A 14,143-nucleotide genomic window follows, 5' to 3' on the forward strand; every position below is an offset into this window, starting at 1 on the left:
AACTAGGGGGGTTAAATTTTATGGAGGTAACTAGCGTAAGCAGTGGAGCCTCCCCGACAACAGCTAGCAAGGGGCTAGAGAAGATGTTAGATAAGACGGCCTTCCTCCGGCTTATAGCGGCTCAGCTCCAATACCAGAATCCTTTAGAGCCTATCCAAGATACGGAATTTATAACCCAGCTCGCCCAGTTTAGTGTACTAGAACAACTCTATGAAATGATGGAACAGCAGCGGTATGCTACTTTTATCCAGGCCCAGGGATTGATAGGTAAGGAGGCTATAGCAAGGCAAGGGGAGAGGACCATTACGGGCGTGGTGGAAGCTGTACGACTCGCAGGCGACAGTATTCTGGTTAGAATAGGCGGGCAAGAGATATCCTGGACCAGCTTGGAGGAAATAAGGAATCCGTAAAGGAGGGATTTTTAACTTATGATGCGTTCCCTTTATTCAGCTGTTTCTGGCTTACGGACCCACCAGACAAGGATGGATGTTATAGGGGATAATATCGCTAATGTAAATACAGTGGGCTTTAAAAAGAGTGCAGTAACTTTCAAGGATGTCTTCTACCAAACCTTACGGGGTGGTTCAGCTGGAACTACCGAATTAGGCGGGACCAATCCCCAGCAGGTGGGCTTGGGGGTAACGCTGGGGAGCATAGATGTGATCCATACCCAGGGCGCTGCTCAGATTACAGGGAACGGGACGGACCTGATGATCCAGGGCGATGGGTTCTTTAGGGTTTCACCGGATGGCGGTACTACTATATATTACACCAGGGCGGGAGCTTTTCATTTTGACAACCAGGGTTATCTAGTAACTCCTGATGGTATGAAAGTTTTGGATACTAATGGTACTCCAGTACAGATCGCAGATATGGCTGATCCTACTACTATGCCTCAAAGTGTTAGCATCGATAAAAAGGGCTATGTTCATTATGTAGATAGAAATGGAGCCACCCAAACTTTAGCAAATCCCATAAGCATTGCTAAGTTTTCTAATCCGGCCGGGCTAGCCAAAGTAGGGCAAAACCTGTACCAAGAAACAGCTAGTTCTGGAGCACCAGGCAGTGATATGGCTCCAGGAGAGGGTTCTCTAGCTAACACTACCATCATTCCTTCAGCTTTAGAGATGTCTAACGTTGAGCTGGCCCAGGAATTTACAGATATGATCATCACTCAGCGCGGGTTCCAGGCTAACGCCCGGACCATTACTACCTCTGATGAAATGCTCCAGGAGCTAGTAAACCTTAAGCGTTAGGATCTTAAAGGGTGTTTAGAGCTTTAGGTAATGTTAGTTTCAAACAGTCAAGCAGGGGTTAGAGGTAACAAGGTATCTCTGGAAGAGGCGTATGGTAGCAGTTTGTGTATGGAAGCGTAGAGTAGCAGGCTGTCTCTTATATTTAGGATATAAGACGGGCTTAAAGGTTGCGGGCTTAAGAGGTGGGTTTTATGATTAAGGTGACTACTTTAGATAAAAGGGAGATAGCCATTAATGCGGAGCTTATCGAGAGGGTGGAAAGCGTACCGGAAACAGTCATCACTTTAACCAACGGGAAGAAAATATTAGTTACCCAGTCTATGGATGAGATTATAGAGAAGGTGATGGCTTACCGGCGGAATATAGCCTGTTCTACTAAGTAAGCTTTCAGGCAGGGAGAGGTGCCGAGGTGGCTGTAAGAAGAAGGGATGAGCAGCAAGAAGAGCCCCGGAAGGAAAAGAAAAAAAGGCCATGGCTTACAATGGTGTTAGTTTTTGTAGTGCTTCTCCTGGGAAGTGGGTATGGTTACTTATATTTCCACGGGAGCTCTATTAAAGTACCTGTTCCCTCCCAGGAAAAGGCAGCACGCCCGGCTGAGGTTCGTAAGCTAACCCTAGAACCCTTTGTAGTAAACTTGGCGGATCCTGGCTTGCGGCGGTATCTCCGGGTAAAGATCACTTTAGAATATTTAAGCCCTTACTTGGAGGAAGAGCTTAACCAGAAATTACACCGTATCCGGGATACCATTATAACAGTGCTGCGCAGTAAGAAGACCGAGGATTTGGCTCAGGAGGATGCTTTGAAACGGGAGCTACTGGCGAAGATCAACGCGGAGCTAGATATCGGGCAAGTTAAAGCCCTTTACTTTGAAGAATTTATCATCCAGTGAGGTAAACTGATATGACTTTAACAGATGAGGAAATCCAACAATTGATTCAGGCTTTAGAAGCCGGAAACAGTACACCTCAGATTAAGAGAGCTGTCTTTAGCCAACTTAAACCTGTAAGCGGTGTTTCCAAAGGGGCGGGGCTAGAGAAACTCCTGGATATCCCTCTTAAACTTACTGCAGTATTAGGAAGGACCAGGCTCTTGGTGAAGGAGGTTTTGGACCTTAAGGAAGACTCGGTAATAGTCCTTAATAAGCTGGTAGGTGAACCTGTGGAAATATTAGTTAATGGAAAGCCCTTAGGCCAAGGCGAGGTTGTGGTTATCAATGAAACCCTCGGGGTGCGCCTTAACACTTTGGCTGAAGCACCTGAGGAGGGACGGTGAAAGCCTGTGGACCGGGATTTCGTCCTGGCCTTGATCCGCCTTTTGATCTTTTTTCCGCTAGTTTTAGCAGGGGCTTATCTGACAGTGAAATACGGGCTGGGCCGGCTTAACCCTTACTCGGCGTCTACTGGCCCCCTTCAGATTGTGGCTCGCTTGCCAGTAAGCCCTAAAAGTTTTCTCTTGGTAGTGCGCTGCGGAAGGCGGTATTTTCTTATAGGAGTAGGGGAGGGACCTCCGGTTCTCTTGACTGAGCTTATGGATTACGGGGAGAGCGAGGTAGAGGTGTGGGAGGGCCGGGAAAGCCTTTGGCCCCCGGGATTTAATCCATGAGGACAAGCAAGCTTTTGCGGGTAGCTTTGGTGGCCGGGGTACTCGTAGTAGTCTTAGTTTTAAACTTAAGGCCTGCCCTGGCCCAGCCGTTGCCGAATTTAGAGCTGAGGCTTAGCATGACCGAAGAGCCTGGGCAGGTGGTGGGTACATTAAAGCTTTTACTCCTTTTGACTTTCCTGGCCCTGGTTCCGGCTATTCTCTTACTTACTACTTCCTTTACCAGGATCATTATTGTGCTCTCCTTTGTCCGGAGCGCCCTAGCTACCCAGCAAGTACCGCCCAACCAGGTTCTCATCGGGTTAGCCTTATTTCTTACTTTTTTTACCATGGCTCCAGTATATAATCAAATTAAGTCGCAAGCCCTGGACCCTTATTTGGCGGGGCAAATATCCCAAAAGGAAGCCCTGGACCGGGGCTCCCGGCCTTTAAGGGAATTCATGTATCGCCAGACGCGGGAGAAGGATTTGGCTTTATTTATCCGCATGGCGGGAATACCCGAACCCAGGACGCGAGAGGACGTACCCTTGTATGTTCTTATCCCGGCTTTTGTGTTAAGTGAATTGAAGACCGCTTTCCAGATGGGGTTCCTGATTTATATTCCGTTTTTAATTATCGATCTGGTAGTGGCCAGTACCCTTATGGCCATGGGGATGTTTATGGTACCTCCTATTATGATATCCTTGCCTTTTAAGCTAATGCTCTTTGTATTGGTGGACGGCTGGTATCTGGTGGTGAAATCCCTTTTGGAGAGCTTTTAGTAGTTTTTGAGGGAAGGGACAATTATGACGCAGGAATTTGTTTTGGGGTTGGCTCGGGAGGCCTTGACTACTGCTCTACTCCTTGCTGCACCGGCTCTTCTTTTGAGTTTAGTAGTGGGGGTAGGGATCAGCATTTTTCAAGCAGCTACCCAGATCCAAGAGCAAACCCTCACTTTTGTCCCTAAAATTGTTGCTGTAGTCCTGGCTATTTTACTCTTGGGTCGGTTTATGCTAGGGGTGCTTTTGCAGTTTACTAGCCAACTACTGGGTAATTTAGGCTCCTTTGTTAGGTGAAGAGTTGGTTATAGCATTCCAGGCTGTGCAGAAACTTGGAAGGTGAAGTAGATGTTAGCCTACTTGGAACGGGCAGAGATCTTTTTCCTGGTTTTGGTGCGCTTGACCACTTTCTTCATGGTAGCCCCTATTTTCTCCGCCCGTAGTATTCCTGTTCTGGTCCGGGTAGGACTAGCTGTTCTGCTTGCTTTCCTTCTTTTTCCAATTTTATCAACAACCGAATTAGCTCTTACTTCGGAGATTACCTATGCCTTGGCCGCTTTGAGGGAAGCCCTAGTAGGGCTTGCCTTGGGATATTTAGCTGCTCTTTTACTTGCTACGGTTCAAGTGGGGGGAGAGCTGCTGGATATACATATGGGCTTGAGTATGGCCAATCTCCTAGACCCTCAGTACGGAATGCCGGTAACCTTGTGGGGCCAGTTCTTTACCCTTCTTGGTCTTCTGCTTTTCCTACAATTTGATGGCCATCATATAATACTTTTGGCCTTGCAGGAAAGCTTTATGTTCCTTCCCCTAGGGAGCGCTAAATTTAGCGGTGTGCTGGTCCAGGATGCAGTACGGATTTGGGGCGACGTGATGCGCTGGAGTTTAAATTTAGCCTTGCCAGTTATTGGGGCTTTACTCATAGCAGATGTAGCTTTAAGTCTTTTAGCCCGTACCGTGCCCCAACTTAATGTTTTCATTTTAAGCTTCCCTATAAAACTTGGGCTAGGTTTACTTGTGGTTATACTTATTTTACCGTTTTTTGCGGCAGCCATAAGCAACCTAGTAGGGCAGATGGAAAGGGATCTCGGGGTTATTTTAAGCCACTGGCGTTACTAATGGAGTAAAAATATAGGGGATGTTACAGGGAAGAAGCCTTTAAGAGCAAGAAGTAGAAATTTTAGCCTAGGCGGATTAAAACTATGAGATTTATAGATCTCCAGCTTTTTGCCGAAGAGAAGACAGAAGAGGCTACCCCACACCGCCTGCAGGAAGTACGGAGGAAAGGGCAGGCAGCCCGGAGTAATGATTTAAGCGCAAGTTTGGTGTTGCTAGCCTTGGTTCTTTTCATCTATTGGCGGAGGGAAAGCTTTTGGGTAGTTACTTGGCGCATACTTTCTACCTTTTTGTCTTTTCCTCGGCAGGAGCTGGATGCGGATGGCCTTATTGCGTTGTTTTATCTTGCCCTGTTTGAAACTGGCAAGCTACTGCTTCTTCTTTTTGGAGTAGCAGCGGTTGTGGGGTTAGCGGCCAATTGGGCCCAAGTGGGGTTTATATTCTCCACGGAGAACTTGATGCCTCGCTTAGAAAATCTTAACCCTATAAAGGGGTTCCAACGGCTTTTTTCGCGCCGGAGCCTTGTAGAACTGGGTAAGAGTCTAGCTAAGGTTCTTATTATAGGGGTAGTGGTTTGGCAGGTGGTAAGGGCCAAATTCCAGAAGTTATTCCTGGCCCCGGAGATGGGTTTAGTCCAGGTAGCTCAAGAGATGGCGCGGATAATTTTTGAGGTGGCCTTAGGGGCGATGGCGGTATATCTAGTTTTAGGCGCGCTTGATTTTGTTTTTCAGCGCCGCGAGTTCTTACGAGCTTTAAGGATGACCAGGGAGGAAGTAAAGGAAGAACTAAAGCAGACCGAGGGAGATCCTCTGGTACGCTCCCGCTTGCGGGAAAAGCAAAGGAAGTTGGCCCGCCACCGCATGATGCACGCTGTACCCCAAGCTACGGTAGTAATCACTAACCCCGTACATTTGGCCGTAGCTTTAAGGTATCGGGAAGAAGAAGGGGCTCCTCGGGTAGTGGCTAAGGGGGCAGGAAGTATAGCTCTGCGTATTATCCAGGTGGCCCGGGAGCATCGCGTACCTGTTATACAAAACCCTCCAGTGGCCCAGGCCCTCTACCGCAAGGCTGAGATAGGAGAAGAGATCCCAGTAGAGCTATATCAGGCGGTGGCCGAGATTTTGGCTTATATTTACCGGATACAGGGGCATTGGTAGAAGTGGAGTGATGGGGTATGGCTTTACCTGGTAACCAGGGGATGCTAGCGGCTTTACGACGGCTGACACCTTATAATGACTTAGTAATAGCGAGTTTGGTTTTAGCTGTGGTACTTCTCATTGTGGTACCCATAAGCCCTTTACTTTTGGACTTTTTACTTATTGTCAATTTAACTATAAGCATGACCATCTTGCTTACTACTATGTTCACAGCTGAACCTTTGGACTTTTCGGTGTACCCTACCCTCCTCCTGGTAGTTACCTTGTTTAGGCTAGCCTTAAATATATCTTCTACAAGGCTGGTTTTAAGCCAAGCCTTCGCTGGCCACGTTATCCAGGCCTTTGGGAGCTTTGTGGTGAGAGGCAATTACATAGTAGGCTTTATCATTTTTCTTATAATCACGGTCATCCAGTTTGTAGTTATAACTCATGGGGCTCAGCGGGTAGCGGAGGTGGCGGCACGTTTTACTTTAGATGCTTTACCTGGTAAGCAGATGAGTATAGATGCAGATCTCAATGCTGGCCTGATAACAGAAGAGGAAGCTAAAAGGCTACGACGTCGTCTGCAGCGGGAGGCCGATTTTTACGGGGCTATGGATGGGGCGAGCAAATTCGTCCGGGGTGATGCTATAGCTGGGCTAATAATTATTGTAATCAATATCCTAGGGGGTCTAGCTATAGGCACTTGGCAGTTCAAAATGTCCTTAGAACAAGCGCTGGAGACCTATACCCGCCTGACCATCGGTGACGGACTGGTTACCCAGATACCAGCGTTGTTAGTCTCCACAGCTACCGGGATACTCGTAACTAGATCAGGGGCTACGGCGGGATTTACTAGTGAGGTAGTGCGGCAATTGACTGCCTTCCCCCGGGGGATAGGATTGGTGGCCGGGATATTGTTCTTTCTTGGGCTAGTTCCTGGTTTGCCTAGCCTCCCCTTTTTTATATTGGCTTTAGGGGTAGGTTATGCTGCCTATATTTTAGCCCAGGAAGAAAGGAGACGGGAAGGGGAGCGCAAGGAGGCTACTGCACGGGTCAAGCCAGAAAGGAGGCAGCCGGAGAATGTCCTCGCCCTGTTCGAGATAGATCCTTTGGAGATAGAAATAGGTTATGGTCTTATACCTTTGGCGGATGAGAGCGAGGGTGGGGATTTGCTGGATCGCCTGGCTGCAGTCCGGCGACAGTGTGCTTTAGAACTGGGTATTTATGTAAAGCCTATCCGGATCCGGGATAATCTCCAGTTACCCCCCAACGCTTATGTTTTTAAAATACGGGGAGTGGAGGCTGCTAGGGGAGAACTTATGCCAGGGTACTTCCTGGCCATGAACCCAGCAGGGGAAGGTGAGGTGCCAGGGCTACCTACCCGTGAACCTGTATTTGGGCTTCCGGCTTGGTGGGTAACACCTGCTGAACGCCAGGAGGCAGAGGTGAGAGGGTTTACGGTGGTGGATTGTACTACTGTTTTGGTTACTCACCTTATAGAATTTATCAAAGCCCATGCCCATGAACTTTTGGGTCGCCAGGAGACGCGGGAACTCCTGGATAAGATTAAAGAGACGAGCCCGGCTGTAGTGGAAGAACTAGTACCTAATCTATTAAGCCTCGGTGAGGTGCAAAAAGTTCTTCAAAGCCTTCTTAAGGAAAGGGTGCCGATAAGAGATTTAACAACTATTCTAGAAGCCCTGGCTGATGCAGCTAGGGTGAACAGGGATCTAGATTTTCTCATTGAAGCAGCGCGGCGTAGCCTTTACCGGATGTTAAGCAAATTATATGCTCCAGAAGGGAAACTTGTGGCCATTACTTTGCACCCTCGGCTGGAACAGGAAATAGCAGAATCCTTACAACCGACACCTCAAGGCCAGTTTCCGGTTTTACCACCGGAAAGGAGCAAACAGCTTTTAGAAAGCCTAGGTCAAGCTGTAAGCAGAGCGGCTTTAAAAGGTGTACAGCCTTCTATCTTATGTTCTGGTCGGATCCGCTTGCCTTTGAGGCGTTTCCTCCAGCGTTCCTTGCCCCAGGTGCCAGTACTCTCTTATAGTGAATTGGATCCGGCTTTAGAAGTAGAAGCCCTCGAGGTGATAAACTTAAATGAAAATTAAGCGGTACCTTGTACGGGATATGCAGGAAGCCTATATGGCCATCCGGAGGGAACTAGGCCCGGAAGCCGTTATCATATCTACCCGGCGGGTGCGTCAGCCAGGATGGAAGGGCCTCTTTCAGCCTCCTCGCCTGGAAGTTACCGCTGCTGTAGAGACGAGACCAATGGCAGATAGTCAGGTAAGGGGAGTAAAGATCGAAGAAGAGCTCGCCCAGATCAAAAAAAGCTTGGAGAGATTGGTCTCTGCTACAAAGGAAACTGGTGGCTCCCTAGCTTACTATCGCCAGCTTATGCTAGCTCAGGATATGGGTGAGGAGCTAGTAGAGGATCTTCTCTCTGGTCTAGATGGCACGCTCAAACCTGAAGTAATAGGGGAGACCATCCTCGCCCGTTTAGTCCAGCATTTATCCCTGTCTAGAGTTCTTAAGAAACCCGAAGGGCGGATAAGGGCGCTAGTAGGACCTACCGGGGTAGGTAAGACTACCACCTTAGCTAAACTGGCGGCCAACTTTACTCTATACCGCCGCCAGCAGGTAGGCCTGATAACCCTGGACACCTACCGGATAGGCGCGGTGGAACAGTTACGTACTTATGCTGAGATTATGAGTTTACCCTTAGAGGTGGCCATGACGCCTCAAGAGCTCAAGGGAGCGGTGAATAAGCTAGCTCATTGTGATGTCATTTTTATTGATACAGCCGGGCGTCCCCCGGATAATAAGGCTCAGTTAGCCGAAATAGCAGGTTTTTTAGCTGCTGTCCGCCCCCTAGAGGTGTATTTAGTTTTAAGCGGAACCACCAGGAGCAAAGATTTATTAAGGGCTGTGGAAGGGTACCGCCACCTAGACTTTAACCACCTCATTTTTACTAAGCTAGATGAGACTTCCTGTCCCGGCGTAATAGCTAGGGTAGTTCAGGCTACGGGGGTACCTGTAGCCTATATCACCACTGGCCAGAACGTACCTGACGATTTGGAAGAAGCAGATCCCTATACTTTAGCCCAGCTTATTTGGAAAGCGGTGACTGCCGATGGATCAGGCGGCCCGTCTGCGTGAACTGGTCGGTAAACAAGGGGGGGCTGGGGGCCGAGTCATCGCAGTGACCAGTGGGAAGGGAGGGGTGGGTAAGACAAGCATTGCGGTGAATTTAAGCTTGGCCCTAGCCAGGAGGCATAAACAGGTTATGTTGCTAGATGCTGATCTAGGGTTGGCCAATATAGATATTCTTTTAGGATTGGTGCCACGCTGGGATTTGAGTCAAGTGGTTAGAGGAGAAAAACAGCTTAAAGATATTATAGTTGAAGGTCCCGAAGGAATCCTTCTCATTCCAGGGGGGTCAGGAGTTCGAGAACTAGCAGATTTGACTATCCAGCAACAGGAAATCCTACTAGAAAGTTTACGGGAAATAACGGCTGGAATGGATTTTCTATTGGTGGATACCAGTGCAGGCATATCACGCCAGGTTTTAAGCTTTGTGGCTGCGGCAGGAGAAGGTATAGTAGTGACCACGCCAGAACCCACAGCCCTGACCGATGCTTATGGGCTAATTAAGGGGTTGTCCCGGCTGAAAGTCAAGTTACACCTCGTAGTTAACCGGGCAACTACCTTAAGGGATGGGCGAGAAGCAGCAGAAAGGCTACAGGCGGTGGCAGAGCGTTTTTTATCCCTTAAGTTGAGCTTTCTCGGCGTTATACCCGAAGATAAAGCTGTAGGGTTAGCTGTACGAGAGCAGAAGCCTTTGCTCATTTACCATCCTACTTCGGCGGCAGCTAGGGCTATAGATGAAGTAGCCGATCGCCTTCTAGGGTTACCAGTAACTGGCCGGGGTGGTGGCGGTTTTTTCCAGCGGCTATACTTGCTTTTAGGGAGCAGGGCCAGGGTAACGGGAGTTTATCCAACCAGATAGGGAGAGAAGTTTTATGCCTGAACACTATTTTTTGCAGGTCAACAGAAGTGTAACTATAAAGCCACTCTGGGGCGGGCAACCTTTCCGGTCGGTTATCCAGGAGCTTACCCAGGACACCTTTGCTGTCTTGGCACCTCAGGAGGGAAGCGCGGCTTTAAGGTTGGGAGAAAAAGTGAAGGTGGAAGTCCTAGCCCCTGATGCCCGGTATGAGTTTCAGAGCACCTTAGAACGTATAGTAACTGAACCCCTCCATCTTTATTACTTTAGTCTACCGAAAGAAGTAAAACGGGTACAGGAACGGAGGTTTGTCAGGGCTAAAGTTACCTTAGAGGTGTGCTATGCTTTGGGTACTGAAGAAAGCGATCCGGCTATTCCCCCCCATCTTTTTAAGAAAGCTTATACTGTAGATTTAAGTGGTGGGGGCGCCCAGCTCATTTTAAAAGAGAAACCGGAAGTAAATAGCTTTTTATGGTTAAGCCTTCCTCTTCCGGACGGGAGAGAACCCCTAGTGGTGAAGGGCCGCGTAAAACGGGTAGGTATAAGGGTTGTAGATGGCCTAGAGCGGTATGAAGTCGGCTTGGCCTTTGAAGGGTTGACCGAAAGGGATGTAGACCGGATCATGCGGTTTGTTTTCCAGCGCCTTTTGAAAGAAAGGTGGCAAGAGGGGTAGAGGGACATGGCGGTCAATAACTTGGATCTCTGGCAATCCTTTGCCAGCGAGAGAGATGAAAAGGTGCGACAAGAGCTAGCCCTCAAGTATTTGCCCCTGGTCAAATACATTGTGGGGCGGCTGGCTGTAAAACCACCTCCCTCCCTGGATCAAGAAGATCTCCTAGGTTACGGGATAATAGGCCTGCTTGAAGCCATTGATCGTTATGATCCTTCCCGGGGGGTAAGTTTTGAAGCCTTTGCCGCCCGCAGGATCCGCGGCGCAGTTTTAGATGCGTTAAGACGAGCCCACTGGGCACCGCGAACATTAATAGAGAAGCTTAAGCAAGTTAGCGCTGTGTACCGGCGACTGGAACAAGAACAGGGGGTAGAACCTCGAGACGAAGAGGTGGCGGCAGCAGCTGGGTTAGAGGTTAGTGAATTGCAGGGGCTTCTGGAGAGGGGGGCCCAGATGGCCATTATTTCCTTAGAGGAATTTCTTTTAAACGAAGAAAGGGAGGAAACGGTACGTAGGGGAGAACTGTTAGCCGATACCCAGAGCCCGGCGCCGGACCAACGCTTGGAACAAGAGGAACTACGTAGAGCTCTTAAGGAAGCCCTACGAACTTTGAATGAGCGGGACCGGTTGATCCTGACCCTTTATTATCACGAAGGATTAACCTTAAAAGAGATAGGCGAGGTACTGCAGATCTCCGAATCCAGGGTTTGCCAACTCCATGGCCGCGCTTTGCTTAACCTTCGTAATAAGCTTGCCGATTATCTGTAGGGAGGGAAAAGTACGGGGTACATATTTTTACTTCTTGGAGTTATAATCATGTTAATCTGCTGGCCTTCCGCTTTCCAAGAGCTACGATCTTTTCCAAGAGATGAAGAATTGAGGGGCGAGCCGGAACCGTATGGTGTAAAGGAAGTCCGGTCAGAACTGCTTCCGGAACGGAGGCAGAAACTAGAAAAAAAGCCCTATTTGGAAGTTAGCACTACCTCAGGTTTTCTACTGGAGGCGGGGCCGAAAGAGGAAGTAGAACGTATCCAGCTGGGGCAACAACAGGAGCCTAAAGGGAAACCAGTAGAGACAGTGAGGACGACCAGGATCCCTGACATGGGCCCGGACATTAGGGAAGTGAGGGGCTCTTTTCAAGAGTATCTAGGTAGGGCTTTAAAGGGACCTGGTGGGGCTAAAGCATCAAAACCTCATGTTTCAGAAGTTCGGGCCTCCTCCAGGCAGCCCCACAAAAATCTCGATGTGGAAGATATAGTAGAAGCTTGGGAAGCGGGAGAGACCCTGGAAAGCATAGCCAAGCGTTTAGGCAGGGGAAAGGGTGAAATAGAATTAATCTTACGTTTATGGCGTTTAAGAGGTTAAAAGGAATACCAGGACCTTGGGCTCTTCTGGGGTTAGGTATCGGATTAGGCTGGTTTTTGGTGGGTCTTTTCCTTACCTTAGTACCATCTGAACCCAGCAAGGAAGAAATTATAAGTCGCGCCCGGGGATACGGTATGGTTTTCCGGGAAGAAGTGGTACCTTTCGATTTTAAATCTTCTACTTCAAGCAGTAAAGATGCTCCGGATAACCCGGGCCAACTCAGAAACCCGTCTAATTCTAGCCAACCTTTGCTAGAGAAACAGGTTACTTCTTACGGTGTTAGCTCTAAGGAGCATGAAGAGGTCTTGGTAACTATCCCTCCCGGTGCTACCTTAGAGGATATTGCGGCCCTTTTAGAAAAACAAGGAGTAGTCTCGAGAGCTTTATTAGAAGCTGAAGCCCGTAAAGCAGGAGTAACAGGAAAATTAAAGGCGGGGTCGTATTATTTACCACGGGGCGATGTAGCAGGGATCCTTAAGCGTTTGACGGAATAGGAAACGTTTAAAAGTAACTTTAAGAGATCGCCGGATCTTGAAATCTAAATCTAAATCAAGGGTCCGAATCAAGAACGGGGGATTGCCCAGAAGATTAGGTTTACTAGGAATTAAGGGAGTGTAGACCTATGATGAGGGGTCTTTACCTGGCCGCTACCGGGATGGTAGTACAACAACTTAGGCAGGAAACAATTAGCCACAACCTGGCTAATGCTACTACGACAGGCTATAAAGCGGCTTATGCTACCCAACGCAGTTTTCCGGAAGTTCTTCTTCTACGCCTGGAGGGACAATATTCCCAGGGAGCGGTAGGCACCTTTAGCCCGGGAGTTATGGTGGATGCGGTGGAGGTAGATTTCTCTCCAGGCCCTTTGGAGGAAACAGGCCGTTCTACAGACCTGGCTTTGGTAGATAGGCCTGGACAACCACCTTCCTTTTTCGCTGTCCAGGTCGGAGGGGAGATCCGTTATACTCGCAACGGCTATTTCAGAGTGGGACCTACAGGGTACTTAGAGACGACAGAAGGTTCCCCTGTTTTAGGCCAGTCCGGTCCTTTACGGGTAGGAGAGGGCAGATGGTGGGTGGATACCCAAGGGCGGGTATGGGTAGAGGATCGAGAGATAGACCGCCTTCTTTTGGTGAACTTTGAGCAGCCCCAAGCCCTGCAAAGGCTAGAAAATAACCTCTTTATGGCTCCGCCCGAAGCTGTACCCCAAGAGGCGGTAGGAGTCGAGGTTAAGCAGGGGTTTTTAGAAAAGCCCAACCTCGATGGGGTACGTGAAATTATAGATATGCTATCCGCCTTACGCGCCTATGAAGCTGGGCAAAAAGTTATTCAGGTACAGGATGAACTTTTAGGCAAGGTAGTAAACGAACTAGGAACCGTACGTTAAGTCTTTAAGAATATGGATTTAAAGTAAATGCTTTGGGGGAGGAGGGAAGTTCGTACCATGTTGCGGGCTTTATGGAACAGTGCTAGTGGCATGGTAGCTCAGGTGGTACATATAGATCTTTTAGCCCATGACCTAGCCAACGTAAATACTACAGGGTATAAAAAAAGCCTTCCCAGCTTTTCTGATCTAGTCTATCGGCCTATTACCGAGCGTGGCATGCCGGTAGAACGCACATCACCCCCAGCTATAGGCGCCGGAGTACGCCTGGTGGATGCGGCTAAGGATTTGGCCCCGGGATCCCTAGTGGCTACCGGTGACCTTTTACATCTGGCTATCCAAGGGAGAGGCTTCCTAGGGGTGGAGGGTCCCCATGGTGAGCTCTACCTTACCCGGGATGGGGCTTTCCACTTGAACGAGAGGGGAGAAGTGATACATAGCTCGGGTTATCGGTTGCTACCCAAGGTCACGGTACCTGAGGGCTATAGATCTGTGCGCTTCAGCCCCGATGGTGCTCTTGTGGCCTTGGCTCCGAACGGGAAAGAGGAAGTTTTGGGGCAAGTGGAAGTATACCTGGTGGAAAATCCAGGTGGCTTGGAGGCTACAGGGAATAATCTCTTTCGGCCTACACCGGCTAGTGGTGACCCCAGGCCCATCCTTCCAGGACCGGGGGCGGGGGTAAGCCTCCTTCCAGGTTATCTAGAGGCTAGTAATGTGGATTTGGCCGAGGCCCTTGTACATATGCTCCTTGCCCAGCGGGTATATGAAGTAAATGCCCGCGCTGCCAGGATAGCTGATGAAATGTGGGGAATAGCTAACAATTTACGGCGGTAGGAGTTCC

Annotated in this window: 19 protein-coding genes; all 19 read left to right on the forward strand. The window is 49.0% G+C overall.

Annotation, left to right across the window (positions count from 1 at the left end; all coding sequences use genetic code 11):
- Positions 1-20 precede the first annotated feature (20 nt).
- The 19 genes from B9A14_RS04860 (at position 21) to B9A14_RS04950 (ending at position 14,136) form a co-directional block, all read left to right on the forward strand.
- On the forward strand, positions 21-410 hold the full coding sequence (locus B9A14_RS04860; protein WP_084664456.1) for a flagellar hook capping FlgD N-terminal domain-containing protein: 390 nt from the start codon (positions 21-23) through the stop codon (positions 408-410).
- Positions 411-428: 18 nt separating this feature from the next.
- Positions 429-1,256, forward strand: coding sequence for a flagellar hook-basal body complex protein (locus tag B9A14_RS04865; RefSeq protein WP_084664457.1), 828 nt, complete (start codon positions 429-431; stop codon positions 1,254-1,256).
- 191 nt (positions 1,257-1,447) lie between these two features.
- Entirely contained in the window at positions 1,448-1,639 is a 192-nt protein-coding gene (locus tag B9A14_RS04870) for a flagellar FlbD family protein (RefSeq protein ID WP_084664458.1), read from the forward strand.
- Between the two features lie 26 nt (positions 1,640-1,665).
- Positions 1,666-2,145, forward strand: coding sequence for a flagellar basal body-associated FliL family protein (locus tag B9A14_RS04875; protein ID WP_084664459.1), 480 nt, complete (start codon positions 1,666-1,668; stop codon positions 2,143-2,145).
- An 11-nt stretch (positions 2,146-2,156) separates the two neighbouring features.
- Positions 2,157-2,528, forward strand: coding sequence for a flagellar motor switch protein FliN (fliN, locus tag B9A14_RS04880; RefSeq protein ID WP_084664460.1), 372 nt, complete (start codon positions 2,157-2,159; stop codon positions 2,526-2,528).
- A 6-nt stretch (positions 2,529-2,534) separates the two neighbouring features.
- Entirely contained in the window at positions 2,535-2,858 is a 324-nt protein-coding gene (locus tag B9A14_RS04885; RefSeq protein WP_084664461.1) for a flagellar biosynthetic protein FliO, read from the forward strand.
- Positions 2,855-3,616, forward strand: a complete 762-nt coding sequence (gene fliP / locus B9A14_RS04890) for a flagellar type III secretion system pore protein FliP (RefSeq protein WP_084664462.1) — start codon at positions 2,855-2,857, stop codon at positions 3,614-3,616. Before B9A14_RS04885 ends, fliP begins: the two co-directional genes overlap by 4 nt.
- Positions 3,617-3,640: 24 nt before the next feature.
- Positions 3,641-3,910, forward strand: a complete 270-nt coding sequence (gene fliQ, locus B9A14_RS04895) for a flagellar biosynthesis protein FliQ (protein WP_084664463.1) — start codon at positions 3,641-3,643, stop codon at positions 3,908-3,910.
- Between the two features lie 51 nt (positions 3,911-3,961).
- Positions 3,962-4,732 carry a flagellar biosynthetic protein FliR gene (gene fliR / locus B9A14_RS04900; RefSeq protein WP_084664464.1) on the forward strand — a complete coding sequence of 257 codons (771 nt, stop codon included), beginning with the start codon at positions 3,962-3,964 and terminating at the stop codon, positions 4,730-4,732.
- A gap of 83 nt (positions 4,733-4,815) precedes the next feature.
- Complete coding sequence (flhB, locus tag B9A14_RS04905; RefSeq protein WP_084664465.1) at positions 4,816-5,886, forward strand: flagellar biosynthesis protein FlhB; 1,071 nt, start codon at positions 4,816-4,818, stop codon at positions 5,884-5,886.
- A 17-nt stretch (positions 5,887-5,903) separates the two neighbouring features.
- Entirely contained in the window at positions 5,904-7,985 is a 2,082-nt protein-coding gene (gene flhA, locus B9A14_RS04910) for a flagellar biosynthesis protein FlhA (RefSeq protein ID WP_084664466.1), read from the forward strand.
- Positions 7,975-9,036, forward strand: coding sequence for a flagellar biosynthesis GTPase FlhF (flhF, locus tag B9A14_RS04915; protein WP_084664467.1), 1,062 nt, complete (start codon positions 7,975-7,977; stop codon positions 9,034-9,036). The genes flhA and flhF overlap by 11 nt, the downstream gene beginning before the upstream one ends.
- Positions 9,011-9,886 carry a MinD/ParA family protein gene (locus B9A14_RS04920; protein ID WP_084664468.1) on the forward strand — a complete coding sequence of 292 codons (876 nt, stop codon included), beginning with the start codon at positions 9,011-9,013 and terminating at the stop codon, positions 9,884-9,886. The genes flhF and B9A14_RS04920 overlap by 26 nt, the downstream gene beginning before the upstream one ends.
- 13 nt (positions 9,887-9,899) lie before the next feature.
- A complete protein-coding gene (locus B9A14_RS04925; RefSeq protein WP_084664469.1) occupies positions 9,900-10,556 on the forward strand; it encodes a flagellar brake protein in 657 nt (218 codons plus the stop codon).
- 6 nt (positions 10,557-10,562) lie between these two features.
- Positions 10,563-11,321 carry a FliA/WhiG family RNA polymerase sigma factor gene (locus tag B9A14_RS04930; protein WP_084664470.1) on the forward strand — a complete coding sequence of 253 codons (759 nt, stop codon included), beginning with the start codon at positions 10,563-10,565 and terminating at the stop codon, positions 11,319-11,321.
- A gap of 48 nt (positions 11,322-11,369) precedes the next feature.
- Positions 11,370-11,918: a hypothetical protein gene (locus tag B9A14_RS04935; protein ID WP_084664471.1), complete on the forward strand. Its 549-nt coding sequence runs from the start codon at positions 11,370-11,372 to the stop codon at positions 11,916-11,918.
- On the forward strand, positions 11,900-12,412 hold the full coding sequence (locus B9A14_RS04940) for an MltG/YceG/YrrL family protein (RefSeq protein WP_084664472.1): 513 nt from the start codon (positions 11,900-11,902) through the stop codon (positions 12,410-12,412). Before B9A14_RS04935 ends, B9A14_RS04940 begins: the two co-directional genes overlap by 19 nt.
- Positions 12,413-12,540: 128 nt before the next feature.
- Complete coding sequence (locus tag B9A14_RS04945; protein WP_084664473.1) at positions 12,541-13,305, forward strand: flagellar hook-basal body protein; 765 nt, start codon at positions 12,541-12,543, stop codon at positions 13,303-13,305.
- Positions 13,306-13,362: 57 nt separating this feature from the next.
- A complete protein-coding gene (locus B9A14_RS04950) occupies positions 13,363-14,136 on the forward strand; it encodes a flagellar hook-basal body protein (protein ID WP_157109778.1) in 774 nt (257 codons plus the stop codon).
- Positions 14,137-14,143 lie beyond the last annotated feature (7 nt).

It is taken from the genome of Thermanaeromonas toyohensis ToBE (assembly GCF_900176005.1).
GTDB classification, from domain to species: Bacteria; Bacillota; DSM-521; order Neomoorellales; family Neomoorellaceae; genus Thermanaeromonas; species Thermanaeromonas toyohensis.